This is a genomic window from Caballeronia sp. 11_S32, from assembly GCF_056930355.1.
In genome coordinates this window covers 2978672-3002756 of record NZ_JBXOWH010000003.1, presented here as the reverse complement: position 1 = coordinate 3002756, position 24085 = coordinate 2978672, and the positions used below count along the sequence as shown (strand labels likewise).

General features: G+C 65.3%; 24 protein-coding genes. 16 read left to right on the top strand and 8 right to left on the bottom strand.

What is annotated here, in order from left to right; all coding sequences use genetic code 11:
- Window positions 1–28: 28 nt before the first annotated feature.
- The 5 genes from accC to AC1Z32_RS25750 form a co-directional block, all read right to left on the bottom strand.
- Window positions 29–1396 carry an acetyl-CoA carboxylase biotin carboxylase subunit gene (accC, locus tag AC1Z32_RS25770; protein WP_483481559.1) on the bottom strand — a complete coding sequence of 456 codons (1368 nt, stop codon included), beginning with the start codon at window positions 1394–1396 and terminating at the stop codon, window positions 29–31.
- Between the two features lie 151 nt (window positions 1397–1547).
- Window positions 1548–2027, bottom strand: coding sequence for an acetyl-CoA carboxylase biotin carboxyl carrier protein (gene accB / locus AC1Z32_RS25765; RefSeq protein WP_483481558.1), 480 nt, complete (start codon window positions 2025–2027; stop codon window positions 1548–1550).
- Window positions 2028–2102: 75 nt separating this feature from the next.
- On the bottom strand, window positions 2103–2372 hold the full coding sequence (locus tag AC1Z32_RS25760) for a hypothetical protein (protein ID WP_483481557.1): 270 nt from the start codon (window positions 2370–2372) through the stop codon (window positions 2103–2105).
- Between the two features lie 205 nt (window positions 2373–2577).
- Entirely contained in the window at window positions 2578–3117 is a 540-nt protein-coding gene (locus tag AC1Z32_RS25755) for a TlpA family protein disulfide reductase (protein ID WP_483481556.1), read from the bottom strand.
- Window positions 3118–3135: 18 nt separating this feature from the next.
- Window positions 3136–3783 carry a UDP-N-acetylmuramate--alanine ligase gene (locus tag AC1Z32_RS25750; RefSeq protein ID WP_483481555.1) on the bottom strand — a complete coding sequence of 216 codons (648 nt, stop codon included), beginning with the start codon at window positions 3781–3783 and terminating at the stop codon, window positions 3136–3138.
- A gap of 201 nt (window positions 3784–3984) precedes the next feature.
- Here AC1Z32_RS25750 and mpl point away from each other — a divergent pair, with 201 nt between their 5' ends.
- The 16 genes from mpl to pyrF all read left to right on the top strand — a co-directional run bounded on the left by mpl (window position 3985) and on the right by pyrF (window position 21899).
- The gene (mpl, locus tag AC1Z32_RS25745) at window positions 3985–5379 is read left to right on the top strand and encodes a UDP-N-acetylmuramate:L-alanyl-gamma-D-glutamyl-meso-diaminopimelate ligase (RefSeq protein ID WP_483481554.1); all 1395 of its coding nucleotides are present in this window, start codon (window positions 3985–3987) and stop codon (window positions 5377–5379) included.
- On the top strand, window positions 5376–5975 hold the full coding sequence (locus tag AC1Z32_RS25740) for a YqiA/YcfP family alpha/beta fold hydrolase (RefSeq protein ID WP_483481553.1): 600 nt from the start codon (window positions 5376–5378) through the stop codon (window positions 5973–5975). Before mpl ends, AC1Z32_RS25740 begins: the two co-directional genes overlap by 4 nt.
- A gap of 82 nt (window positions 5976–6057) precedes the next feature.
- Complete coding sequence (locus tag AC1Z32_RS25735; protein ID WP_483481552.1) at window positions 6058–8133, top strand: ribonuclease catalytic domain-containing protein; 2076 nt, start codon at window positions 6058–6060, stop codon at window positions 8131–8133.
- Window positions 8130–8978 carry a shikimate dehydrogenase gene (gene aroE / locus AC1Z32_RS25730; protein ID WP_483481551.1) on the top strand — a complete coding sequence of 283 codons (849 nt, stop codon included), beginning with the start codon at window positions 8130–8132 and terminating at the stop codon, window positions 8976–8978. Before AC1Z32_RS25735 ends, aroE begins: the two co-directional genes overlap by 4 nt.
- A complete protein-coding gene (mtgA, locus tag AC1Z32_RS25725) occupies window positions 8978–9727 on the top strand; it encodes a monofunctional biosynthetic peptidoglycan transglycosylase (RefSeq protein WP_483481550.1) in 750 nt (249 codons plus the stop codon). Before aroE ends, mtgA begins: the two co-directional genes overlap by 1 nt.
- A gap of 363 nt (window positions 9728–10090) precedes the next feature.
- The gene (locus AC1Z32_RS25720; protein ID WP_483481549.1) at window positions 10091–11035 is read left to right on the top strand and encodes an IclR family transcriptional regulator; all 945 of its coding nucleotides are present in this window, start codon (window positions 10091–10093) and stop codon (window positions 11033–11035) included.
- A complete protein-coding gene (locus tag AC1Z32_RS25715) occupies window positions 11032–12030 on the top strand; it encodes a 2-dehydro-3-deoxygalactonokinase (protein ID WP_483481548.1) in 999 nt (332 codons plus the stop codon). Before AC1Z32_RS25720 ends, AC1Z32_RS25715 begins: the two co-directional genes overlap by 4 nt.
- Window positions 12031–12045: 15 nt before the next feature.
- The gene (locus tag AC1Z32_RS25710) at window positions 12046–12723 is read left to right on the top strand and encodes a 2-dehydro-3-deoxy-6-phosphogalactonate aldolase (RefSeq protein WP_483481547.1); all 678 of its coding nucleotides are present in this window, start codon (window positions 12046–12048) and stop codon (window positions 12721–12723) included.
- Window positions 12720–13499, top strand: coding sequence for an SDR family oxidoreductase (locus AC1Z32_RS25705; protein WP_483481546.1), 780 nt, complete (start codon window positions 12720–12722; stop codon window positions 13497–13499). Before AC1Z32_RS25710 ends, AC1Z32_RS25705 begins: the two co-directional genes overlap by 4 nt.
- A 120-nt stretch (window positions 13500–13619) precedes the next feature.
- Entirely contained in the window at window positions 13620–14627 is a 1008-nt protein-coding gene (locus AC1Z32_RS25700) for an arabinose ABC transporter substrate-binding protein (RefSeq protein WP_483481545.1), read from the top strand.
- A 57-nt stretch (window positions 14628–14684) separates the two neighbouring features.
- Window positions 14685–16199, top strand: a complete 1515-nt coding sequence (araG, locus tag AC1Z32_RS25695; RefSeq protein WP_483481544.1) for an L-arabinose ABC transporter ATP-binding protein AraG — start codon at window positions 14685–14687, stop codon at window positions 16197–16199.
- Between the two features lie 17 nt (window positions 16200–16216).
- Window positions 16217–17233 carry an L-arabinose ABC transporter permease AraH gene (gene araH, locus AC1Z32_RS25690; RefSeq protein ID WP_483481543.1) on the top strand — a complete coding sequence of 339 codons (1017 nt, stop codon included), beginning with the start codon at window positions 16217–16219 and terminating at the stop codon, window positions 17231–17233.
- A 923-nt stretch (window positions 17234–18156) separates the two neighbouring features.
- Window positions 18157–18945 (top strand): SDR family NAD(P)-dependent oxidoreductase, encoded by a 789-nt coding sequence (locus tag AC1Z32_RS25685; RefSeq protein ID WP_483481542.1) that lies wholly within the window; start codon window positions 18157–18159, stop codon window positions 18943–18945.
- Window positions 18936–19823 carry an SMP-30/gluconolactonase/LRE family protein gene (locus AC1Z32_RS25680; RefSeq protein WP_483481541.1) on the top strand — a complete coding sequence of 296 codons (888 nt, stop codon included), beginning with the start codon at window positions 18936–18938 and terminating at the stop codon, window positions 19821–19823. Before AC1Z32_RS25685 ends, AC1Z32_RS25680 begins: the two co-directional genes overlap by 10 nt.
- Before the next feature lie 90 nt (window positions 19824–19913).
- Window positions 19914–21017: an aldose 1-epimerase gene (locus AC1Z32_RS25675; protein ID WP_483481540.1), complete on the top strand. Its 1104-nt coding sequence runs from the start codon at window positions 19914–19916 to the stop codon at window positions 21015–21017.
- 69 nt (window positions 21018–21086) lie between these two features.
- Complete coding sequence (pyrF, locus tag AC1Z32_RS25670; protein ID WP_062605258.1) at window positions 21087–21899, top strand: orotidine-5'-phosphate decarboxylase; 813 nt, start codon at window positions 21087–21089, stop codon at window positions 21897–21899.
- 63 nt (window positions 21900–21962) lie between these two features.
- On the opposite strand, the gene AC1Z32_RS25665 is transcribed toward pyrF, so the two are convergent.
- From AC1Z32_RS25665 to thiL, 3 genes are read right to left on the bottom strand one after another with little or no spacing between them, the layout of a single operon-like run.
- On the bottom strand, window positions 21963–22463 hold the full coding sequence (locus AC1Z32_RS25665; protein ID WP_483481539.1) for a CinA family protein: 501 nt from the start codon (window positions 22461–22463) through the stop codon (window positions 21963–21965).
- A 31-nt stretch (window positions 22464–22494) separates the two neighbouring features.
- Entirely contained in the window at window positions 22495–23028 is a 534-nt protein-coding gene (locus AC1Z32_RS25660; protein WP_483481538.1) for a phosphatidylglycerophosphatase A family protein, read from the bottom strand.
- Window positions 23018–24016, bottom strand: a complete 999-nt coding sequence (thiL, locus tag AC1Z32_RS25655) for a thiamine-phosphate kinase (protein WP_483481739.1) — start codon at window positions 24014–24016, stop codon at window positions 23018–23020. The genes AC1Z32_RS25660 and thiL overlap by 11 nt, the downstream gene beginning before the upstream one ends.
- Window positions 24017–24085 lie beyond the last annotated feature (69 nt).

The window sequence follows — 24085 nt, the reverse complement described above, 5'->3', positions numbered from 1 at the left end:
CCTGCTCAATGCCTACGTAAAGCGTGCTTCAGGACTCTTCGGCAACAGCCGCCTGACGCGCGGCGAGCTTGTTCTCGAGATAGTGGATGCTCGTGCCGCCTTCGACGAACTTGGCGTCGATCATCATCTCGCGATGCAGCGGGATGTTGGTCGAGATGCCTTCCACGACCATCTCCGACAGCGCGATGCGCATGCGGTTGATGGCCTGTTCGCGCGTTTCGCCGTAAGCGATCAGCTTGCCGATCATCGAATCGTAGTTCGGCGGGACGAAGTAGTTGGCATATGCGTGCGAATCGACGCGGATGCCCGGACCACCCGCCGTGTGCCACGACGTGATGCGTCCCGGCGACGGCGTGAACTTGAACGGATCTTCCGCGTTGATGCGGCATTCGATCGCGTGGCCGCGGAACACGATGTCCTTCTGGCGGATCGAGAGCTTTTCGCCGGCGGCGATGCGGATCTGCTCCTGCACGATATCGACGCCCGTGATGAGCTCGGTCACCGGATGCTCCACCTGCACGCGCGTGTTCATCTCGATGAAGTAGAACTCGCCGTTCTCGTACAGGAACTCGAAGGTGCCCGCGCCGAGATAGCCCATCTTCTTGCACGCATCGGCGCAGCGGTCGCCGATGCGCTCGATCAGACGCCGCGCGATACCCGGCGCCGGCGCTTCCTCGATCACCTTCTGGTGACGGCGCTGCATCGAGCAGTCACGCTCGCCGAGCCAGATCGCGTTGCGGAACGAATCCGACAACACCTGGATCTCGATGTGGCGCGGGTTCTCGAGAAACTTCTCCATGTAGACCTGCGGGTTGCCGAAGGCGCGGCCCGCTTCTTCGCGCGTCATGTTGACCGCGTTGACGAGCGCCGCTTCCGTATGCACCACGCGCATGCCGCGGCCGCCGCCGCCGCCCGCTGCCTTGATGATGACCGGGTAGCCGATCGTGCGCGCAATCTTCACGATCTCGCGCGGATCGTCCGGCAACGCGCCTTCCGAGCCCGGCACGCACGGCACGCCGGTCTTGATCATCGTCTGCTTGGCGGTGACCTTGTCGCCCATCAGGCGGATCGTTTCGGGACGCGGGCCGATGAATGTGAACCCCGATTGCTCGACGCGCTCGGCGAAATCTGCGTTCTCGGAAAGGAAGCCGTAGCCGGGGTGGATGGCTTCCGCGTCGGTGACTTCGGCCGCGCTGATGAGCGCCGGCATGTTCAGGTACGAGAGATTCGAAGGCGCCGGTCCGATGCACACGGCTTCGTCGGCCAGCTTGACGTATTTCGCTTCCTTGTCGGCTTCCGAGTAGACGACGACTGTCTTGACGCCCAGTTCGCGGCACGCGCGCTGGATGCGAAGCGCGATTTCGCCGCGGTTCGCAATGAGAATTTTTTCAAACATAGTGGGTCGGCTCATCAACGGGCTCGCGCGAGCGGCCCTCGGGGATCCAATCGGCGGCGCACTTCGACGGATCGATACCGCACGAAGCGCGCCAGCGCGTGAAGCCGGGCGGCGGCCGCGAGGCGCATCCGCGGCACGGCCCGATGCGCCTTTAGTCGCCGATCACGAAGAGCGGCTGGCCGTACTCGACCGCCTGGCCGTTCTCGACGAGGATTTCCTTCACGACGCCGGCCTTGTCCGATTCGATTTCGTTCAAGAGCTTCATCGCTTCGATGATGCAGAGCGTCTGGCCTTCCTTCACCGTATCGCCGACCTGGATGAAGGGGTCCGCGCCCGGCGACGGCGCGCGGTAGAACGAGCCGACCATCGGCGAGGTCACGATATGACCTTGCGGCAGGGCGGCGCCAGCGGGCGCGCCGGCCGTGGCCACTGCGCCTGCTTCTCCCGCGGCGGCGAAATGCGGCGCGACCGGCGCCTGCATTTGCGGCGCGTATTGCTGCGGCGCCTGCATGTAGACCGGCGCGGCGTTCTTGACGATGCGAACCTTGCCTTCGCCTTCCGTCACTTCCAGCTCCGAGATGCCGGATTCCGAGACGAGGTCGATCAGCGTTTTCAGTTTACGAAGGTCCATCGAAAAATCCCCTTTCAATACTTGGAGACCGGGATTGGCCCGGCACTTGACTTGATTTGTGGGTGTTCTGACTGCTCAGCCGCGAGCCGGCGCGGCCAGCCGTCCGACGCGCGCGCGCCCGCAGCGCATTGCCGCGCCCGAGCATGCGCCGGCGGCAACAACGGCGGCAGAATCGGTCGGCACGCCGCGGGCGTTCATGTCGAACGCATCGGCGTGGTCGCTTTGAAGCGCGCGCCCGAACTGCACGCGCCTGACTGCTGCGGATGCCCCGCCCAAGCCGGCACCGGTTTCACGGAGGTCGGACTCGGCGGCAAGGTAGCCTCGTGGCACCGGCAGAGTAGTCATGGTCGCTTCGGGTTGTGCGGAATTCGGCGCACTTTAGCGCCGTTTAGAGAATTTTGTCTAGTTTTACCGTACGGACCAATCTGAAACGGCGGGACAAATTACCGCTTCACACGGTTCGATTAGCCGATTTTGCCGCAAGATCGGCGTATGTCATCCTAACTCGCAGCTTACTCGGCGCAAGTCGCTGTCTATCAACATCGAATTTTTACAGGCTGTCGAGCGTGTTTTTCAGCTCGGCCGGATCGACTTCGCCCAATTTTGTCGAGCGAACCTGGCCCTTTGCGTCGATTACGACGGTGAACGGGAGGCCGCCCGCATTATTGCCGAAGCTCCGCGCAAGTTCCGCGCCGCCGAAGCCGGTGACGTAGACGGGATAGGCGACCGGCACTTTCTTCAGGAAGTCGTTGACGTTCTTTTCACTGTCCACACCCAGCCCGATGAACGTGATGCCCTTCTTCTCGTAGTCGCGCTGCATGGCGGAGAGCGTCGGCATTTCCTTGACGCACGGGCCGCACCACGATGCCCAGAAGTTCACCACGACCGGCTTGCCCTTGAACGCGGCGAGCGGCTGCGCGGTGCCGGACGCGCCGGGCGGCGTCGCTTTCCAAAGCTGGTCGACGGCGTTCCCGCTCGCCTGAGTCGCGGCCACGGTATCGCTGCCTGTGAACCGGTGTCCCGCGTAGAATCCGCCGACGGTCGCCGCGACAGCGACCACGAGGGCCGCCACAATGCGTGTGCTTTTCATGAGGGTCCAGAAGAAAGATCAGCCGCCGATTTCGAGCGGCGGGGCGTCGGGATGATCGAGGAGCGAGCGAACGGCCGCCGCGTTCGCGCGGGCGAGGCGGCCACGGCCGTCCGCGCGCACGGCGCCGCGAAGGTCGTCGGTGCCATAGAGCGCGATATGCACGCCGATGGGTTCCTCGCCGCGCACCCGGTGCAGAAAACTCAGCGTCTCGACGTAGCCGCGCCCGGCGAAATGCCGGGTCTCGGAAACGTCGTACTGCACGTTCGCGTTCAGCAGATAAATCGCGACTTCCTTCGGATTGTCGCAAAAGCACTGCAGGTGAATATCCGAATGCTCGCCCGCCGTGCCGTTGAGTACCGCGCCCGTGAGATAAGGCCCGAAGGGCTTGAGCCGGTCCATCCATTCGAGCGCGACCTCGCGCATGCGGCGCAGCACCGCCGGCTGGCTGTCGCTCTGGAAAATCGCCTGATACTCGCGTATTTCCTCTTGGATCTGGTCGTTATCGGGCAGGAACTCGCCGCCGATCTTGGCCTCGCCGACCACCTGCTTCGCGGCCTTGCGCTTGGCGGTGGAGTAGTCGAGGCCATCCTCGGCGATCATCCGCGCAGCCGCAATCGCGATTTCCTCGCGCACGCGCTGCGGATCGAAATGTGATTTGCGAACCATGCCGGAATGATACTAGATAACGTCAGGCGGCCCTTTTCGGGGCAACGCTCCGAACGCTTGCGCGGGCGAAAGAGCACTTAGCCTGCTCGGTTACAATATGCGCCTTCAGGCGCCTTTCTGCACGGGTTTGCCCTTAGGTTCCCGTACGGCGCCGTTTCCTGTTTTCCGCATCTCAATCGCCCGCGCGGCGCGACACGTTTTATGCACATCCACATCCTCGGCATCTGCGGCACCTTCATGGGCGGACTCGCCGTCCTCGCGCGCGAAGCGGGCCACAAGGTCACCGGCTGCGACGCGGGCGTCTACCCGCCGATGAGCACGCAACTCGAAGCGCAGGGCATCGAGCTGATCGAAGGTTACGGCGTCGAGCAGCTCGCACTCGAGCCGGATCTGTTCGTCATCGGCAACGTGGTGAGCCGCGGCAATCCGCTGATGGAGGCCATCCTCGATCGCGGCCTGCCGTACACGTCCGGCCCGCAATGGCTCGGCGAGCACGTGCTGAACGGCAAATGGGTGCTCGCGGTCGCGGGCACGCATGGCAAGACGACGACGAGCTCCATGCTCGCGTGGCTGCTCGAGGACGCCGGCATGAATCCGGGCTTCCTGATCGGCGGCGTGCCGCTCAACTTCGGTATTTCCGCGCGCCTGACCGATTCGAGCTTCTTCGTCATCGAAGCCGACGAGTACGACACCGCGTTCTTCGACAAGCGCTCGAAATTCGTCCACTATCGGCCGCGCACGGCCGTGCTCAACAATCTCGAATTCGATCACGCCGATATCTTCCCCGATCTCGCCGCCATCGAAACGCAATTCCATCACCTCGTGCGCACGGTGCCCGGTGTCGGGCGCATCGTCACGAACGGGCGCGAGGCGGCGCTCGAGCGCGTGCTCACGCGCGGGTGCTGGTCCGGCGTCGAGCGCTTCGGCGTCGAGGGCGGCTGGCAGGCGCTGCCCGTAGAGGAAGGCGCGCCCGTCGACGAGCAGTTCGCCGTGTATTGGGAAGGCGAGCGTCAGGGCGTGGTCGGCTGGGAGGTGCAGGGCGAGCACAATCGCATGAACGCGCTCGCGGCGATCGCGGCGGCGCGCTCGGTCGGCGTGCCGGCGGCGCAGTCGGTCAAATCGCTTGCGGGCTTTCGCAACGTCAAGCGGCGCATGGAAGTGAAGGGCAGCGTCGACGGCGTTACTGTCTACGACGACTTCGCGCATCATCCCACCGCGATCGACACAACCGTCGCCGGACTGAGAACGCGCATCGGCGACGCGCGCATCCTCGCCGTGCTGGAGCCGCGCTCCAACACGATGAAGCTCGGCACCATGAAGGCGCAATTGCCCGCGAGTCTCGCGGGCGCGGATCTGGTATTCGGTTACGGCGCGCGCGAAGGCCGCGACAAGCTCGGCTGGGATCTCGCCGAGGCGCTGTCCCCGCTCGGCGGCAAGGCGCGGGCATTCAACGAGATCGAACCCCTGGTGAAGGCGGTCACGGCCGCCGCGCGCCCCGGCGACCATGTGCTCGTGATGAGCAACGGCGGCTTCGGCGGCGTCCATCAGAAACTGCTCGACGCGCTTTCGGCGCGTGGCGCAGGAGGACATTCGTGATTCTCTATCTGCACGGCTTTCGCTCGTCTCCCCACTCGTTCAAGGCGCGCGTGATGCACACGCGGCTCGCGGAACTCGGGCGGCTCGGCGAATGGCAGTGCCCGACGCTGCCGGTTTCGCCCAGCGAAGCCGTCGCGTTGGCGGAATCGCTCGCGGCGGGCGAGAAAAAGAGCGATGTCACCGTCGTCGGCAGCTCGCTCGGCGGCTACTACGCCACTTATCTCGCGGAAAAGCACGGCTGGCGCGCGGTGCTGCTCAATCCCGCCGTGGTGCCGCAGCGCGATCTGAGCCATTTTCTCGGCGAGCAGCCTTTGTGGCATGGCGGCGGCACCATCACCGTGCTGCCGCGGCATCTGGATGAACTGCGCGAACTCGCGGTCGAGTCGATCACGCGGCCCGAGCGCTACTATCTGATCGCGGCGACGGGCGACGAAGTGCTCGACTACCGCACGATGCTCGACCACTATCCCGGCGTGCGGACCACGCTGATCCAGGGCGGCGATCACGCGATCAGCGATTTTCCGGACTATCTCGCCGATGTCATCGCGTTCTGCGATCAGGCGCCGCCCGCGCTCGTCGCGCCGGCAGTCGCGTGAGCCCGGCGTCGAACCCATTCAACCACCGGCGCGCGTGCTGCAACCGAGCGCGACCCGGTCCACCGTTTTACGAGAGTATTGAGTGAACGTTTTCTTCGAGGAATCGGGTAGTTTCAAGGCTGGATCGGTGCTGTCCAAGCAGGGCGACGCCTTCCAGGTCGAGTTGCCGGGCGGGCGGCGCGCGAAGGTGCGCGCGAAAGACGTGCTGATCGAGTTCGACAAGCCCGCCGCCGGCGACCTGATGCAGGAAGCCGACGCCATCGCGCAGGAAATCGACCTCGACTTCCTGTGGGAATGCGCGCCCGACGACGAATTCCCGTTCGCCGCGCTCGGCGCGGACTATTTCGGCGACAAGTTCGGCCCCGCCGAGCGCGCGGCGCTCGTCCTGCGCATGCACGGCGCGCCGGTCTACTTCCGACGCAAGGGGCGTGGCCAGTATCAGCGCGCGCCGCAGGAGCAGTTGCAGATGGCGCTCGCGTCGCTGGAGCGCAAGCGCCAGCAGGCGCTCGTGCAGCAGGGCTGGGAAGAGGAACTGAAGGCAGGCAAGCTGCCCGAGGCGCTGAAGGGCAAGGCGATCGGCCTGCTCACCAAGCCGGACAAGAATTCCATCGAATACAAGGCGCTCGAAGCGGCGGCGGCCGCGCGCGGCATCTCGCAGGCGCGTCTGATGCTCGAATGCGGCGGCATCGCGTCGCCGCGTCAGTTGCATGAGGCGAAGTTTCTGTCGGAGTACTTTCCGCATGGCATCGGCTTTCCGTCGGTGCAGCCGGAGGCGCTGCCCGAGGATCTGCCCGAAGCGGATGTCGAAGCCTTCTCCATCGACGACGTCACCACGACCGAAATCGACGACGCCTTCTCTGTCGAGCATCTTTCCGATGGCCGCGTGCGCATCGGCATCCACATCGCGGCGCCGGCGCTCGGCATTGCGCGCGGCGACGCCATCGACGCGATCGCGCGCGGGCGTCTGTCGACCGTCTATATGCCCGGCGACAAGATCACGATGCTGCCCGACAACGTCGTCGAGGTGTTCACGCTCGGCGAAGGCGGGCTGCGGCCGGCGCTGTCGCTGTACATCATCGTGAATCGCGAGACGCAGGACATCGTCGCGACCGAAACGCGCGCCGAGCGCGTGTTCGTGAAGAGCAACCTGCGCCACAACCATCTCGACGAGCACGTCACCGAGGAAAGCCTCGCCGCCGGCACGGGCGAGTATCCGCACAAGGAAGACATCGCGGTGCTGTGGCCGCTCGCGCAGGCGCTCTTCGAGAAGCGTCAGCAGGCACGCGCCTCTTACGGCCTGAAGCGCGAAGTGCAGCGCAACAACGACTTCAACTTTTATGTCGATGGCGAGCACATCACCATCACGCCGCGCCGTCGCGGATCGCCGCTCGATCTGATCGTCGCGGAACTCGCGATTCTCGCGAATTCGTCGTGGGGCGCGTTCCTCAACGATCACGGCGTGCCGGGCATCTATCGCTCGCAGCGCGGCTTCGGCGGCCCGGGCCCGAAACGCACGCGCATGCAGACGACGCCCGCGCCGCACGAAGGTCTGGGCGTCGCGCAATATGCGTGGAGCACCTCGCCGCTGCGCCGGTATGTCGATCTCGTCAATCAGTGGCAACTGCTCGCGTGCGTGCAGCACGGCGTGACGGCCAAGCTCGCCGCGCCGTTCAAGCCGAAGGACGCGGATCTCTTCGCCGTTGTGCAGGGTTTCGACGACACCTACACCGCCTACGCCGATCATCAGCGCCGCATGGAATATTTCTGGTGCCTGCGCTGGTTGAAGCAGGAGAACAAGAAGCAGGTTCCGGCGACGGTCATCAAGGACGATCTCGTTCGCCTGGAAGAAATTCCGCTGATCCTGCACGTGCCCGGTTTGGGCGTGCATGCGCGCGGCACGCGCCTGATGCTCGAAGTCGTGTCGATCGACGAGCTGACGGTCGAAGCGTCCTGCCGGCTGCTGCATGTGATCGATGCGCCTTCGGCGAGCGCGCCGGCCGAAGAAGACGAAGCGGAAGAGGAAATCATCGAGACGACCGATCTCTCCGCCGAAAGCGAAGCGGAAGCGCAGGCAGAAGCGTCCACCGAAGCGTCCACCGAACAGCAGCCGGAGCAGTCCGGCGACGCGAAGCAATCCACCGAGCCGACCGGATCATGAGCCAGAAAGACCAGTACGCGGTGATCGGCAATCCGATCGAGCACAGCAAATCGCCGTGGATTCACGCGAAGTTCGCCGAGCAGACCGGTGAGCCGATCGAGTACGGACGCATTCTCGGGCCGCTCGATGGCTTCACGCGCGAAGTGAAGCAGTTCATCGCGTCGGGCGGGCGCGGCATGAACGTCACCGTGCCGTTCAAGCTCGAAGCGCACGCGCTTGCCGATTCGCTGTCGCCGCGCGCGGCGGCGGCGGGCGCGGTGAACACGCTGGCTTTCGGGCCCGACGGCGTGCGCGGCGACAACACCGACGGCGTCGGGCTCGTGCGCGACATCGAAGTGAATCTCGGCGTGAGCCTGAAGGGCGCGCGCATTCTGCTGCTCGGCGCGGGCGGCGCCGCGCGCGGCGTCGTGCTGCCGATCTTCGATCGCGCGCCGGCTGCGCTCACCATCGTCAATCGCACGGCGGCGAAGGCGCATCAGCTCGTCGACCAGTTCGCGCCCAACGCAGCCGAATGCGGCGTGCGCCTCTCGGGCGGCGGCGCGGACAGCGTCGAACCGGGCCGTTACGACGTGATCGTCAACGCGACCGCCGGCAGCCTCGACGCCGCCTTGCCCGATTGCGACGACAGCGCCTTCGGCGCCGGCACGCTCGCCTACGACATGATGTACGGCGCGCAGCCGACCGTCTTCATGCAGCATGCGTCGAAGCTCGGCGCGCGCGCATCGGACGGTCTCGGCATGCTGGTCGAGCAGGCCGCCGAATCGTTCTTCATCTGGCGCGGCGTGCGTCCGGACGGCGGCGCGGTGCTGCGCGAACTGCGCGAGACGCTGGCCGCGAAAGCCTGATGACGACCGCGCCGATCGGGAGCCGCACGCCGCGCGTGCACAAGGCGGTGCGGCTCGGACCGGCGCGCTGGATCGCCTATGGCGTGTCGGTGCTCGGCATCGCGTTCATCGCGACGCAAATCTGGTTCTTCGCGCAGATCGGCATCTGGACGGTCATGAATCCCGGCCCGACCGCGTTCATGCGCGCCGACGCGTGGACGCTCGCGAAGACGCATCCCGGCGTCACGCTGCAGCGCACGTGGGTGCCGTACGACCAGATTTCGCGCAACCTGAAGCGCGCGATCATCGCGTCCGAGGATTCGAACTTCGTCAACAACAACGGCTACGAAACCGACGCCATTCTTCAGGCGTGGGAAAAGAACAAGGCGCGCGGGAAGATCGTCGGAGGCGGTTCGACCATCACGCAGCAGCTCGCGCGCAATCTCTTCCTGTCGCGCGAAAAGAGTTATATCCGCAAGGCGCAGGAGCTCGTCATCACAGCCATGCTCGAATTCTGGATGGACAAGGAACGCATCTTCGAGATCTATCTGAATTCGGTGGAGTGGGGCAACGGCGTCTATGGCGCGGAAGCGGCCGCGCATTATTACTACAAGACTTCGGCGGCGAAGCTGACCGCCTGGCAGAGCGCGCGGCTCGCCGTGATGCTGCCGCGGCCCAAGTATTTCGACGATCATCGCAACGCGCCGTATCTGTCGCAGCGGGCGGGTGTCATCGCGCGCCGGATGGGGGCGGCGGAACTGCCGCAATGAAATTTAGTTTGCGAAACTAAACAATGCAAAGCCCTGATTTATCAGGGCTTTTTTGTTTTCAGAATGCTGTCGCCTGTCAGGTTTCCTCCCATTATCTGAACAGTGCGATCACATATTGAATAATTTTGAGAGGCGGAACTACAATCCGACCAAGCCGGAAAACGGCACATGCGTGTGATGACCGAGACAGCCCGCGGCGCGCACGACCAGAACAATGGAGACACGTGATGCATTCGATCGCTCGCCCGCGCTCGCGGGCCTCATTGCACGATTCGCACGATTCGCACGCTGGTTCGAAAACAGGCGCGGCAGCGTCCGCATGCGCTCTTCGGCGCGCCTCGTGACCGACCGGAGGCCCGTGCCATGAGCAAACTCCAGAATCCCGAAACGGACGCCGCCGAAGCGCAATCCGCGCGCGCGGCCGGCCCGCGCGCGAAAAGCAACGGCGCGACGGCTTCGAAGCACACGCCCGATCCGGACGCGATCGCATTGCCCAGCGCGCTCGTCGACATCACGCCGCAGCAGGCCGGCACGCAGACGCTGCTGCGCGGCCTCGCGATTCTCGAAGCCGCCGCGAACGGCGCGCGCGATCTGCGCTCGTTCGGCGCGGCGCTCGGCACGACGCGCAGCACGACGCATCGGCTGGTCAGTTCGCTCGTGCAGGCGCGCTATCTTCGGCAGGTGCAGGGCGGCTATCTGCTCGGGCCGAAGCTGATCGAGCTGGGCACGATCGCGCTGGAGCAGATGCCGCTCACGGCGGTCGCGCGCCCGCACTTGCAGGCGCTCGCCGATCACACGCACGACACCATTCACCTCGGCGTGCGCGACGGCGATGACGTTCTCTACATCGACAAGATTCCCGGCACGCGCGGGCTGGAGATGCGCTCGCGCGTAGGCCACCGCATGCCGCTCGCGTCCACCGGCATCGGCAAGGCGATGATGCTCGACCTCGAAGCGAACGCGTGGAAGAAGCTGCTCGAAGCGTCGCACCGCGCGCTCGCGAAAACGAGCTTCAAGCCGGACAACCGTCCCGATTTCGACACCTTCCAGCAGCGCATGACGCGCTATTCGCAGGGCGGCTTCACCTTCGATCTCGAAGAGAACGAAGCGTCGATCCGCTGCGTCGCCGCGCCCGTGCGCGATGCGTCGGGCGCGATCGTCGCGGCGTTATCGGTGGCGAGCACGATTCCCTATATGCCGCATGAGCGCATGGAAGAGCTGATTCCGGTCGTGCAGCGCGAGGCGCGCTCGATCTCCGAGGAACTCGGCTGGCGCGCGCCGCAGGCATCGCGCAGGATCAAGCGATGACCTCATCCGCATCCACGCCGGCACTGATCGCGCTCGACTGGGGCACGACCTCTTTGCGCGCCTATCTGCTCGACGCCGACGGCCTCGCGCTCGATACGCGGCAGTCGCCGGCGGGCATCATGAAGCTGCCGGCGGGCGGCTTCGATCAGGCGTTCGAGGACACCTGCGGCGCATGGCTCGATGTGCATTCGCAACTGGCCGTCATTGCGGCGGGCATGGTCGGCAGCGCGCAGGGCTGGATCGAAGCGCCGTATGTGGAAACGCCCGCTGACGCGGATGCGCTCGTCGCGGGCATCGTCAAGGTGAAGACCGCGCGCGGCGTCACGGTGCACGTCGTGCCGGGCGTGCTGGAGCGCGGCACGCTGCCCAACGTCATGCGCGGCGAGGAAACGCAGATTTTCGGCGCGCTCGCGAGCGATGCATCGCTTCAGGAGCAAGAGGGGCAAGGAAGCGGCGCGCTGATCGGCTTGCCGGGCACACATGCGAAATGGGCATTCGTGAGCGATGCGCGCATCGAGCGCTTCTACACCTTCATGACGGGCGAGGCCTTCGGCGCGCTGCGCGATCACACGATTCTCGGCCGCACGATGCATCCGAGCGCGACGCACGATGAGGCGGCATTCCAGCGAGGCGTCGATACCGCGCGCGATGCCGGTCATCCCGGCGTGCTCGCGACGATCTTCAGCACGCGCACGCTCGGCCTGACGGGCCAGCTATCGGCGGAGCAGCAGGCGGATTATCTGTCGGGGCTTCTGATCGGCCATGAATTGCGCGGGCTGAACGAAGTGCTCGCACGCCAGCAGTCGTCGCTCACGGGCAGAACGCTGCGGCTGATTGGCAACGATGCGCTCTGCGACCGCTATCGCGCCGCGCTCGCGCGCTTCGGCTGCCACGATGCCGCGACGGTCGCTCATGCCACCGAGCGCGGCCTTTACCGAATCGCCGCACAGGCCGGCCTCGTCCCCCAACCTCACGCGCCCGTGCACGCCGCCTGAAAAGGAGCGAAAACGATGCAGCCTCCCATCAATCTGCCTGCGCCGTATGGCATGCACGCCGGTCTCGCGAAGGCGTTCGCCGCGTGCCCGCTGATCGCGATCCTGCGCGGCATCACGCCGGCCGAAGCGGCCGATCACGGCCGCGCGCTGTACGAAGCGGGCTTTCGCATCGTCGAGGTGCCGCTCAATTCGCCGCAACCGTTCGACAGCATCGCGGCGATCCGTCAGGCGCTGCCCGCCGATGCGATCGTCGGCGCGGGAACGGTGCTGCATCCGAGTTACGTCGAAAGCGTGAAGGCTGCGGGCGGCGAACTGATTGTGATGCCGCACAGCGACGCCGATGTCGTGCGCGCCGCGAAGGCGCAAGGGCTCGCGTGCGCGCCGGGCGTCGCGACGCCGAACGAGGCGTTTCTCGCGCTGAAGAGCGGCGCCGACGTGCTGAAGATGTTCCCCGCCGAGCAGCTCGGCCCGGCGATCACGAAGGCATGGCGCGCGGTGATCGCGAAGGACGTGCCGCTCGTGCCGGTCGGCGGCATTGCGCCGGACAACATGGGGCCGTTTCTCGCCGCGGGCGCGAACGGCTTCGGCCTCGGCTCCGCGCTGTACCGGCCGGGGCAGCGCGCGGAGGTGACGGCGTCGCATGCGAAGGCGTTCATCGACGGGCTTGCGCTCGCGCGAGGCGAAAGCCAATGAACCGCCTCGCCGGCAAAGTCGCGATGGTCACGGGCGCGGGACGCGGCATCGGCGCGGCGATCGCGCTGGCGTTCGCGCGCGAGGGCGCATCGGTGGCGCTGGCGGAGCTCGACATCGACACGGCGAACGCAACGGCGGAGCGCATCAGTTCGGAAGTAAGCGGCGCGCGCGTGATTGCGGTGCAAACGGATGTGACGCAAAGCGCGCAGGTGAAGCAGGCGGTCGAGCACATCGAAGCTTCCATCGGACCGCTCGACGTCCTCGTGAACAACGCGGGCATCAACGTGTTCTGCGATCCGCTCACGATGACCGACGACGACTGGCGGCGCTGCTTCGCCGTCGATCTCGACGGCGTGTGGAACGGCTGCCGCGCGGTGCTGCCGGGCATGGTCGGGCGCGGGCGCGGAAGCATCGTGAACATCGCGTCGACGCACGCCTTCAAGATCATTCCGGGCTGCTTTCCGTATCCGGTGGCGAAGCACGGCGTGATTGGCCTCACGCGCGCGCTCGGCATCGAATACGCGCCGAACAATGTGCGCGTGAATGCGATCGCGCCGGGTTACATCGAAACACAACTGACGCTGGACTGGTGGAAGTCGCAAGCCGACCCGAAGGCGGCGCGTCAGGCGACGCTCGATCTCCAGCCGATGAAACGCATCGGCCAGCCAGAGGAGGTTGCGATGACGGCGGTGTTCCTCGCATCGGACGAGGCGCCGTTCATCAATGCGAGCTGCATCACCGTGGATGGCGGGCGCTCGGCGCTTTATCACGACTGAACACAGAAGAATGACGCACTGGCCGCTGTGCGGCATCAATCGACAAGAAAGCGGCCACACACCTTCGTACCGCCCGCGCGCGGGCACTTTGAGATAACGGATAAGGTCGGGAGACAAAAGATGAAACGCAGACTGTTCCTCACGCTGATCGCCGCCGCCACGGCAACGAGCGCGTCCATGATCGCGGCGCCCGCAGCGCAGGCCGCCGACGACGTCAAGATCGGCTTCCTCGTGAAGCAGCCCGAAGAGCCGTGGTTCCAGGACGAATGGAAGTTCGCCGAAATCGCCGCGAAGAACAAGGGCTTCACGCTCGTGAAGATCGGCGCGCCGTCGGGCGAGAAGGTGATGAGCGCGATCGACAACCTCGCCGCGCAGAAGGCGCAGGGTTTCATCATCTGCACGCCCGACGTGAAGCTCGGACCGGGTATCGTCGCGAAGGCGAAGGCCGACAAGCTGAAGATGATGACGGTCGATGACCGCCTCGTCGACGGCTCGGGCAAGCCGATCGAGTCCGTGCCGCACATGGGCATTTCCGCCTACAACATCGGCAAGCAGGTGGGCGACGGCATCGCAGCCGAGATCAAGAAGCGCGGCTGGGACATGAAGGATGTCGGCGCGATCGACGTGACCTACGAGCAGTTGCCGACCGCGCATGACCGCACCACCGGCGCCACCGACGCGCTCGTCGCCGCGGGTTTCCCGAAAGCGAACATCATCGCGGCGCCGCAAGCGAAGACCGACACCGAGAACGCGTTCAACGCCGCGAACATCGCGCTCACGAAGAATCCGCAGTTCAAGCACTGGGTCGCCTACGGCCTGAACGACGAAGCCGTGCTCGGTGCGGTGCGCGCCGCCGAGGGCCGCGGCTTCAAGGCCGACAACATGATCGGCATCGGTATCGGCGGATCGGATTCGGCGCTGAACGAGTTCAAGAAGCCGAACCCGACGGGCTTCTACGGCACCGTGATCATCAGCCCGAAGCGCCACGGCGAAGAGACGTCCGAGCTGATGTACGCGTGGATCAAGGACGGCAAGGCGCCGCCGGCGCTCACGCTCACGACCGGCATGCTGGCCACGCGTGACAACGTGGCGTCGGTGCGTCAGCAGATGGGGCTGGCATCGAACTAAAGTGCAATTGGCGGGCCGTGCCGACGAAGCGCGGCCCGCGCGGAAATAGGAGGCGATGTGTCAGCGACGCTGCGTTTTGACAATATCGGCAAGGTGTTTCCAGGCGTGCGCGCGCTCGACGGCGTGTCGTTCGACGTCAACGCCGGCGAAGTTCACGGATTGATGGGCGAGAACGGCGCGGGCAAATCGACCTTGCTCAAGATTCTCGGCGGCGAGTATCAGCCCGATTCGGGGCGCGTGCTCATCGACGACAAGGAAGTGCATTTCGCGAGTGCCGGCGCGTCGATCGCGGCGGGCATCGCGGTGATTCATCAGGAATTGCAGTACGTGCCGGACCTGACCGTGTCCGAGAACCTGCTGCTCGGCGCGTTGCCGAACCGGCTCGGCTGGGTCGACAAACGCGCGGCGAAGAAGCACGTGCGCGAAAGGCTTGCGGCGATGGGCGTCGATCTCGATCCGGACGCGAAGCTGCGCAGGCTGTCCATCGCGCAGCGGCAGATGGTGGAGATCTGCAAGGCGCTGTTGCGCAATGCGCGCGTGATCGCGCTCGACGAGCCGACGAGTTCGCTCTCGCACCGCGAGACGGAAGTGCTCTTCAAGCTCGTGCGCGATCTCAAGGCCGATAGCCGCGCGTTGATCTACATTTCGCATCGCATGGACGAGATCTACGAGTTGTGCGACGCGTGCACGATCTTCCGCGATGGCCGCAAGATCGCGTCGCATCTGTCGCTCGCGGACGTGCCGCGCGAGACGCTCGTGCAGGAGATGGTCGGCCGCGAGATCAGCGATATCTACAACTATCGCGCGCGTCCTTTGGGCGACGTGCGCTTCTCCGTGAAGAACGTTCAGGGCGACGCGCTCTCCGCGCCCGCGAGCTTCAATGTGAAGCGTGGCGAGATCGTCGGGTTCTTCGGGCTCGTCGGCGCGGGCCGCAGCGAGCTGATGCATCTCGTCTATGGCGCGGACAAGAAGAAGGGTGGCGACATCACGCTCGATGGCCAGCCGATCAAGGTCCGCAGCACTGGCGAGGCGATCCGCCACGGCATCGTGCTGTGTCCGGAGGATCGCAAGGAAGAGGGCATCGTCGCGATGGCGACCGTCGCTGAGAACATCAACATCTCGTGCCGGCGCCACTATCTGCGCGGCGGGATTTTTCTCGATCGCAAGAAGGAGGCGCAGACGGCCGAGCGCTTCATTCAACTCCTGAAGATCAAGACGCCGAGCCGCAGGCAGCGCATCCGCTTTCTGTCGGGCGGCAATCAGCAGAAGGCGATTCTGTCGCGCTGGCTCGCGGAGCCGGATCTGAAAGTCGTGATTCTGGATGAGCCGACGCGCGGCATCGACGTGGGCGCGAAGCATGAAATCTACAACGTGATCTATCAGCTTGCCGAGCGCGGCTGCGCGATCGTGATGATTTCGTCGGAGTTGCCGGAGGTGCTCGGCGTGTCTGACCGGATCGTCGTGATGCGGCAGGGGCGCATCGCGGGCGAGTTGCCGCGCGAGAAGGCGAGCGAGCAGGCGGTGCTGAGTCTCGCGCTGCCGCAGGCGGAGACCGTCGCGCAGGCGGCGTAAAAAAAGAGGAGCGAATCATGGAAGCAAGAGAAAACATCGTGGGGCAGGCGACGGAAACCGTCGCGAACGCGCTGATCCCGCAGAAGGGCGACAAGCAGAAGTGGTGGCAGCAGATCACGGAATACAGCCTGATCGTGATCTTCATCGTGATGTTCCTGACGATGTCGCTGACGGTCGATCACTTCTTCTCGATCGAGAACATGCTCGGCCTTGCGCTGTCGATCTCGCAGATCGGCATGGTCGCGTGCACGATGATGTTCTGCCTTGCATCGCGGGACTTCGATCTTTCGGTCGGCTCGACGATCGCGTTCGCCGGCGTGCTGTGCGCGATGGTGCTGAACGCGACCGACAACACGTTTATTGCGATCATCGCGGCGGTGGCGGCGGGCGCGGTGATCGGCTTCGTGAACGGCGCGGTGATCGCGTATCTGCGCATCAACGCGCTGATCACCACGCTCGCGACGATGGAGATCGTGCGTGGTTTGGGCTTCATCGTGTCGCACGGGCAGGCGGTGGGGGTGTCGTCGGATACGTTCATTGCGCTCGGCGGCTTGTCGATGCTCGGGATTTCCCTGCCTATCTGGGTCACGCTTGCGTGTTTCATCGTTTTTGGCGTATTGCTCAACCAGACGGTTTATGGGCGTAACACGCTGGCGATCGGTGGGAATCCGGAGGCCTCGCGGCTTGCTGGCATCAATGTCGAGCGCACGCGGGTATGGATCTTCCTGATTCAAGGCGCGGTGACTGCGCTGGCCGGCGTCATTCTCGCTTCGCGTATCACGTCGGGGCAGCCGAACGCGGCGCAGGGCTTCGAGCTGAACGTGATTTCGGCTTGCGTGTTGGGGGGTGTTTCGCTGCTCGGCGGGAGGGCGACGATTTCCGGCGTCGTGATCGGTGTTTTGATCATGGGCACGGTTGAGAACGTGATGAACCTGCTCAATATCGACGCGTTCTATCAGTACCTCGTGCGAGGGGCTATCTTGCTTGCCGCTGTCTTGCTCGACCAGTTGAAGAATCGTGGAGCGCGGGATTAGGGTTGGGCTAGGCTGGGTTGTGGGTTGGTGCGCTTGGGCCTTCGCCGGATCCCGGTTTCGCGTCGGTCTATTTGCTCTGCCCCTGTGCGGGGCGGCAGTCACTTTCTTTGCTGCTGCAAAGAAAGTAACCAAAGAAACAGCTTGTCCCATCCAAAGTGCTTCAAGCCGGCCCCGGCACAGAAGATCGCACGTGGTCCGGCAGTAGCGAGGGCCCTCACAGGCCTAACCGGGCTTGGACCGCGCACGGTCTGACTAGCTAGTTGTTTTGGCGCGCTGGTTCAGCACAAATAGCTCCGGCACAGCGCTACGCGCTGCCGCCGGGTCTACAAGGGAAACCAACCTAACGCGAATGCAGTGAGATGGAGGTGTTAGTAAAGAAGCACGCGCGGACCCGATTGACTGGTCGGCCGCGCAGCGGGCTGGAGCTATTTCGCGCCTTACCGGTCAGTTGAGTGGCGAGATGTGACAGACCGTGCGCGATCCAAGCCCGGTTAGGCCTACGAGGGCACTCGCTACTGCCGGACCACTTGCGCAGTTCTGTGCCGGGGCCGGCCTGAAGTACTTTGGATGGGGATAGCTGTTTCTTTGGTTACTTTCTTTGCAGCAGCAAAGAAAGTGACTGCCGCCCCGCACAGGGGCAGAGCAAATAGACCGACGCGAAAACAGGATTCCATGAAACCGCACGCAGGCCGCCCCGCACAGGGGCAGAGCAAATAGACCGACGCGAAAACAGGATTCCATGAAACCGCACGCAGGCCGCCCCGCACAGGGGCAGAGCAAATAGACCGACGCGAAAACAGGATTCCATGAAACCGCACGCAGGGACGCACGCAGGCCGCCCCGCACAGGGGCAGAGCCAATAGAGCGACACGAAAGCAGGATCCCATAGAAACGCAGGCAAGCGAAACAAAAGAGACAAAGACATGGCAACCATCGAGAAGACCCTCGCCCGATACCCCAGCCTGGAAGGCAAAACGGTACTGATCACCGGCGGTGCAACCGGCATCGGCGAGGGCTTCGTCGAACACTTCTTCGATCAAGGCGCGAAAGTCGCCTTCTTCGACATCGACACCGATGCTGGCGAAGCACTCGCCGACCGCCTCGGCGCGGCGTTGCGCCAGGACCAGACCCGCCCGATGTTCCTCAACGTGGACCTCACCGACATCGACGCATTGAGAAAAGGCATCGCAGACGTAAGAGCCGCGCTCGGCCCGATCGGCGTGCTCGTCAACAACGCGGCCAACGACAAGCGCCATGCCATCGAAGACGTCACGCCCGAGTCCTACGATGCGGGCATCGCGGTCAACATCCGCCATCAGTTCTTCGCGGCGCAGGCCGTGATCGCCGACATGAAGCAACTGGGCGGCGGCTCGATCATCAATCTGGGCTCGATCAGCTGGATGCTCAAGCAAGGCAACTTTCCCGTCTACACGACATCGAAATCGGCGGTGCAGGGCATGACGCGCGGCCTCGCGCGCGACCTCGGGAAGTTCGGCATCCGCGTGAATACGCTCGTGCCCGGCTGGGTCATGACCGAGAAGCAAAAACGTTTGTGGCTCGACGACGCCGGCAAGGAAGCGATCAAGCAAGGCCAGTGCATCGACGGCGAACTGCTCCCCGCGCATCTCGCGCGCGCGGCGCTCTTTCTCGCCTCGGACGACAGCAGCATGATCACGGCGCAGGACATGATCGTCGACGGAGGATGGGCCTGATGAACTCGACTCGCGCGCAGCTTCTGATCGACAGCCAATGCTCGCTTGGCGAAGGCGCCACGTGGTGCGCCGCGAGTGGCCGCTTCTGGTGGACCGATATCGAAGGCAAGAAGTTATGGCGCTTCGATCCACGCGATCAAAAGAGCGAATCGTTCCCGATGCCCGAGCGGCTCGCCTGCTTCACGCCGTGCGCCGACGCGCGATTCCTGCTGCTCGGTCTCGCGTCGCGGCTCGCGTTCTATGAGATCGCGACGGGCAACATCGAAACGATCATGGAAGTCGAAGCCGGTCTGCCGACGCGTCTCAACGACGGCCGCTGCGACCGCGAAGGCCGCTTCGTGTTCGGCACGAAGCATGATGTCGACGATGCCCAAGCGCTCGGCGGGTTTTATCGGCTGAACCGCGATCTGTCGCTCGAACGGCTGCCGCTCGGCAATTGCGCGATTTCGAACAGCATCGGCTTTACGCCGGACGGCGCCACGATGTATTACTGCGATTCGCCGACGCGCCAGATCCGCGTGTGCGACTATCCGACATTCGCGAACGACCGCGTGTTCGTCGAGCTGACGGATGCGGGCGGCGTGCCCGACGGCTCGATCGTCGATGCCGAAGGCGGCCTGTGGAATGCGCAGTGGGGCGGCGCGCGCGTGGTGCGCTACGGGCGCGATGGCCGCGAGACGGCGCGCATCGACGTGCCCACCGCGCAGCCGAGCTGCGTCGCGTTCGGCGGCGCGGACTTCGGCACGCTGTATGTGACGAGCGCGCGCATCGGCCTCGACGACGACACGCTGAAGCGCGATGCGCACGCAGGCGGCGTGTTCGTCGCGACGCCCGGCGCGCGCGGCATCGCGGAAGCCGTATTCGCGGGCAAGGCGTAACGCACACAACACCGAGGCGGCGCGCAACGACGCACCGCCCGACACGCCCCGGCCGCGCCGGGTCTTTCGCCTCTCGATGGAGCACGAGTCATGGCAGTCGCGCGCACAGAGCAAAGAGCGAATTCCGTATCGACGTCCACGGCGCAGGCCAACGCCCGCCGTTCGAGGCTGGCCGCCGCGGCCGAGCCGCCCATCCGGCCAGGACCTTCGACGGCGGTCGTCGCCATCGGCGGACGGGAGACGGAAGGCTGCATCACGCTCGCCAATGCGCATCTGCGGCTGGAACTCGCGCCGTCGCTCGGCGGCGGCATCACGCGCTTCGACTGGCGTCACGAAGGTTCGCTGGTGCCGATCTTCCGGCCGTGCGTCGAGCCAGGCCCCGACACCGATCCGAACCAGCTCGCGTGCTATCCGCTCTTGCCGTATTCGAACCGCATCGGCGACGGGCGTTTTCAGTTCTCCGGACGTTCGGTCGATGTGCCGTGCAACCGCCCCGGCGAACCGCTGCCGCTGCACGGCGACGGCTGGCTCGGCGCGTGGGAAGTCGAAGAGGAAGAAGCGGGGCGCGCGCGTTTGACGCTCGACCGCAGCGACGGCGTGCCGTATTCATTCCGCGCCGCGCAGACTTACGCGCTCGATGACGCCACGCTCATCGTCACCCTCGACGTGCAGAACACGGGCGGCGAAGCGCTGCCGTTCGGCCTCGGACTGCATCCGTTTCTGATGCGCGAGGCGGACACGGAGCTGTCGGCGGCGGCGGGCGGCGTGTGGCTCTGCGGCGACGACTGGCTTCCGGTGCGGCACGTGCCGACGCCGCCCGCATGGCAGTTCGGCGTCGCGTATCCGATGCCATCGGAAATGGTGAACAACGCGTTCACGGGATGGAGCGGCCGCACGAGCGTGCTGTGGCCGAAGCGGCGTCTGTCGCTCACGATCGCCGCCGATATCGACTACTACGTGCTGTATGCGCCGCCCGGCGAGGGCTTTTTCTGCTTCGAGCCGGTCGATCATCCGATCAACGCCGTGAATCTGCCGGGCGGCGGCGAGGCGAACGGGATGACGGTGCTCGAGCCGGGGGAACGGTTGTCGCGCGAGTTTCGGTTCACTGTCGAGCGCACCGGGGAAGCCGCGCGGCGCGCAAGGCCGCGCACGCGGGCGGGCGCGAAGGCGCGGGCGCGGAGCGCATCTCGCTGATGCGGCAAGGGAAGCGATGCCGTGCACGTTAAAATGCATGGCATCGACGTTCTCAGACTTCTTCCCGCCATGTCCTTCATCGAATCTCTCAACGCCGCGTGGACGCGCACGCAATCGCTTCTGTGCGTCGGCCTCGATCCCGAGCCGTCCAAATTTCCCGGCGCATTGAAAGGCCGCGCCGATTCGATCTTCGAATTCTGCAAGACCATCGTCGATGCGACCGCGCCGTATGCATCGTCGTTCAAGCCGCAGATCGCGTACTTCGCGGCGCATCGCGCGGAGGATCAGCTCGAAGCGCTGATCGCGCATATCCACGACAAGCACGCCGGCATTCCCGTGATTCTCGATGCGAAGCGCGGCGATATCGGCAGCACGGCCGAGCAATACGCGAAGGAAGCATTCGAGCGCTATCAGGCCGATGCGGTGACGGTCAATCCATACATGGGCTTCGATTCGATCGAGCCGTATCTGGCGCATGAAGGCAAGGGCGTGATCGTGTTGTGCCGCACGTCGAACGCGGGCGGCTCGGACCTGCAATTTCTCACGACCGACGGCAAGCCGCTGTATCAGGTCGTCGCCACGCTCGCGGCGCAGAAGTGGAACGCGAGCGGGCAGCTCGGGCTCGTGGTCGGCGCGACGTTTCCCAAGGAAATCGAAACGGTGCGGGGCATCGTCGGCGATATGCCGCTGCTGATTCCGGGCATCGGCGCGCAGGGTGGCGATGTCGAAGCGACCGTGCGCGCGGGCCGCACCGCGAACGGCGCGGGCATGCTGATCAACTCGTCGCGCGCGATCATCTACGCCGGCAAGGGCGACGACTACGCGCAAGCCGCGGCGGAAGCGGCAAAGAAGACGCGCGATTCGATCAATCAGTATCGCTGAGCGCGCCGCTTCCGCTCAATTGAGCGGAAGCGGCCGGAACAGCTCGCCGATGAATCCGCGGGCTCACCGCTCGCGCTGATCCAGAAACTCCAGCAGCTTGCGCAGCGCGTGCGCGGCCGCCTGCGTGCGGACCTGCTCGCGGTCGCCCTTGAAATGCTGCGTCTCGACGCCGGTATGCAGCCGGTTGCTCCACCCGAACGACACGGTGCCGACCGGCTTCGCCTCGCTGCCTCCCGCCGGGCCCGCGACGCCCGTGATCGCGATGGAAACCTGCGCGCGGCTGTTGCGCAGCGCGCCTTCGGCCATCGCCTTCGCGACGGGCTCGCTCACTGCGCCGTGCTGTTCGATCAATGTGGCCGGCACGCCGATCATCTCGGTCTTCGCGAGATTCGAATACGTGACGAAGCCGCGCTCGAACCACGCGCTGCTGCCCGAAATATCCGTGATCGCGGTCGCGACCATGCCGCCCGTGCACGATTCGGCGGTCGCGAGCATCAGCCGTTCGTCGCGCAGCTTGTTGCCGACGCGAATCGCGAGTTGGTGAACGACGGTGTCGGTTGGCATGGCGGTGTTCTCAAAGGAATGGAGATGAAATTCAGATGGTCATGCGCCAGAGCGCGATCACGAGCAGCGTGAAGAACGCCGCGACGAGGTCATCGAACATGATGCCGAAGCCGCCTTTCAAATGGCGGTCGAAATAGCGGATCGGCGGCGGCTTCACCATGTCGAAGAAGCGGAACACGATGAACGCCCACAACTGGCCGGTGAACGTGGCGGGCGTGACGAGCAGCAGCACGAGCCAGAACGCGACGATTTCATCCCACACCACCGGCGAAGGGTCCGCGACGCCCATCTTCTTCGCGGTGAAGCCGGTGAACCAGCATCCGGCGATGAAACCGGCGGCGATCAGCGCGCCCCATTCCGCGACCGTCAGGTGTTGATTGAACACGACGAACGACACCCACGCGAACAGGGTGCCGACCGTGCCGGGCGCGATGGGCGACAGCCCGCTGCCGCAGCCGAGCGAGAGAATGTGAAGCGGATGCGTGAGCATGAAGCGCGCGCTCGCCTTGCGCGGCTTGGCACGCGGCGCGTTGGCATCGCCCGCGAGAGTCGGGTCAGTCTGCATGAAAATGATCGAAGCCTTGCAACGTCAGGGAGAGCGGGGCGCCCGCGGCATCGCGCCAGGCGATTGCGGGCGCCCCGGATGATTCGATTGTACCGATGCGTGTCAGCGGCACATTCACGCTCGCCGCGATATCCGCGAGCGCGCCGCGCGCCGAGGGCGGCGCGGTGAAGCAGAGCTCGTAGTCGTCGCCGCCGGCGAGCGTGCACTGGCGCCGCGCGGCGCCGGGCAGCGCGCGCACGGCGTCCGAGCACGGCACGGCATCGGCGTCGACGATGGCGCGCACGCCCGAGCGCTTCAGGATGTGCATGAGATCGCCCGCGAGGCCATCGGAGATATCGAGCGCCGCATGGGCGACGCCGCGCAACGCGAGGCCCAGCGCGACGCGCGGTTCGGGCCGCTCCAGCGCGCGCCGCCAGCACGCCGCGACGGCATCGTCCGGCGCGCGCCATTCGCCGCGCAGCGCGCCGAGGCCCGCGCGGGCCTCGCCCAGGGTGCCGGATACCCAGATGTCGTCGCCGGGCTTCGCGGCGTCGCGACGCAATGCCGCACCATGCGGCACGTCGCCGAACACGGTAATGCAGATGTTGAGCGGCCCGCTCGTCGTATCGCCGCCGACGAGCGCGCAGTCGTGGCGTTCGGCGAGCACGAAGAGGCCGTCGCTGAAGGCTTCGAGCCACGCTTCGTCGGCGCGCGGCAGGGCGAGCGCGAGCGTGAACGCGTGCGGCTTCGCGCCCATCGCCGCGAGATCCGACAGATTCACCGCGAGCGCCTTGTGCCCGAGCGCGTGAGGATCGACATCGGGAAAGAAGTGCCGGCCTTCGACGAGCATGTCCGTCGAAATGGCGAGCTGATACTTCGGCGGCGGCGCGATGAGCGCGCAGTCGTCGCCGATGCCGAGCGGCGTCGCGGCTTCGTCGTCATGACGTGGCGATGGCGCCTTGGCGCGGCGTGCGAAGAAGCGGTCGATCAGGGAGAACTCGGAGAGCATCGTCGGCAATGGTTGTGGTTTTGTGCACTGCAAGATAACGGCATTGCGTGCGGCAAGGACCGCGAAAGC

What these genes read in the sequence shown, in the direction of transcription:
- accC (WP_483481559.1), bottom strand. Translation starts at nt 1,396, where the DNA reads ATGTTTGAAAAAATTCTCATTGCGAACCGCGGCGAAATCGCGCTTCGC.
- accB (WP_483481558.1), bottom strand. Translation starts at nt 2,027, where the DNA reads ATGGACCTTCGTAAACTGAAAACGCTGATCGACCTCGTCTCGGAATCC.
- AC1Z32_RS25760 (WP_483481557.1), bottom strand. Translation starts at nt 2,372, where the DNA reads ATGACTACTCTGCCGGTGCCACGAGGCTACCTTGCCGCCGAGTCCGAC.
- AC1Z32_RS25755 (WP_483481556.1), bottom strand. Translation starts at nt 3,117, where the DNA reads ATGAAAAGCACACGCATTGTGGCGGCCCTCGTGGTCGCTGTCGCGGCG.
- AC1Z32_RS25750 (WP_483481555.1), bottom strand. Translation starts at nt 3,783, where the DNA reads ATGGTTCGCAAATCACATTTCGATCCGCAGCGCGTGCGCGAGGAAATC.
- mpl (WP_483481554.1), top strand. Translation starts at nt 3,985, where the DNA reads ATGCACATCCACATCCTCGGCATCTGCGGCACCTTCATGGGCGGACTC.
- aroE (WP_483481551.1), top strand. Translation starts at nt 8,130, where the DNA reads ATGAGCCAGAAAGACCAGTACGCGGTGATCGGCAATCCGATCGAGCAC.
- mtgA (WP_483481550.1), top strand. Translation starts at nt 8,978, where the DNA reads ATGACGACCGCGCCGATCGGGAGCCGCACGCCGCGCGTGCACAAGGCG.
- AC1Z32_RS25720 (WP_483481549.1), top strand. Translation starts at nt 10,091, where the DNA reads ATGAGCAAACTCCAGAATCCCGAAACGGACGCCGCCGAAGCGCAATCC.
- AC1Z32_RS25715 (WP_483481548.1), top strand. Translation starts at nt 11,032, where the DNA reads ATGACCTCATCCGCATCCACGCCGGCACTGATCGCGCTCGACTGGGGC.
- AC1Z32_RS25710 (WP_483481547.1), top strand. Translation starts at nt 12,046, where the DNA reads ATGCAGCCTCCCATCAATCTGCCTGCGCCGTATGGCATGCACGCCGGT.
- AC1Z32_RS25705 (WP_483481546.1), top strand. Translation starts at nt 12,720, where the DNA reads ATGAACCGCCTCGCCGGCAAAGTCGCGATGGTCACGGGCGCGGGACGC.
- AC1Z32_RS25700 (WP_483481545.1), top strand. Translation starts at nt 13,620, where the DNA reads ATGAAACGCAGACTGTTCCTCACGCTGATCGCCGCCGCCACGGCAACG.
- araH (WP_483481543.1), top strand. Translation starts at nt 16,217, where the DNA reads ATGGAAGCAAGAGAAAACATCGTGGGGCAGGCGACGGAAACCGTCGCG.
- AC1Z32_RS25685 (WP_483481542.1), top strand. Translation starts at nt 18,157, where the DNA reads ATGGCAACCATCGAGAAGACCCTCGCCCGATACCCCAGCCTGGAAGGC.
- AC1Z32_RS25680 (WP_483481541.1), top strand. Translation starts at nt 18,936, where the DNA reads ATGGGCCTGATGAACTCGACTCGCGCGCAGCTTCTGATCGACAGCCAA.
- AC1Z32_RS25675 (WP_483481540.1), top strand. Translation starts at nt 19,914, where the DNA reads ATGGCAGTCGCGCGCACAGAGCAAAGAGCGAATTCCGTATCGACGTCC.
- pyrF (WP_062605258.1), top strand. Translation starts at nt 21,087, where the DNA reads ATGTCCTTCATCGAATCTCTCAACGCCGCGTGGACGCGCACGCAATCG.
- AC1Z32_RS25665 (WP_483481539.1), bottom strand. Translation starts at nt 22,463, where the DNA reads ATGCCAACCGACACCGTCGTTCACCAACTCGCGATTCGCGTCGGCAAC.
- AC1Z32_RS25660 (WP_483481538.1), bottom strand. Translation starts at nt 23,028, where the DNA reads ATGCAGACTGACCCGACTCTCGCGGGCGATGCCAACGCGCCGCGTGCC.
- thiL (WP_483481739.1), bottom strand. Translation starts at nt 24,016, where the DNA reads ATGCTCTCCGAGTTCTCCCTGATCGACCGCTTCTTCGCACGCCGCGCC.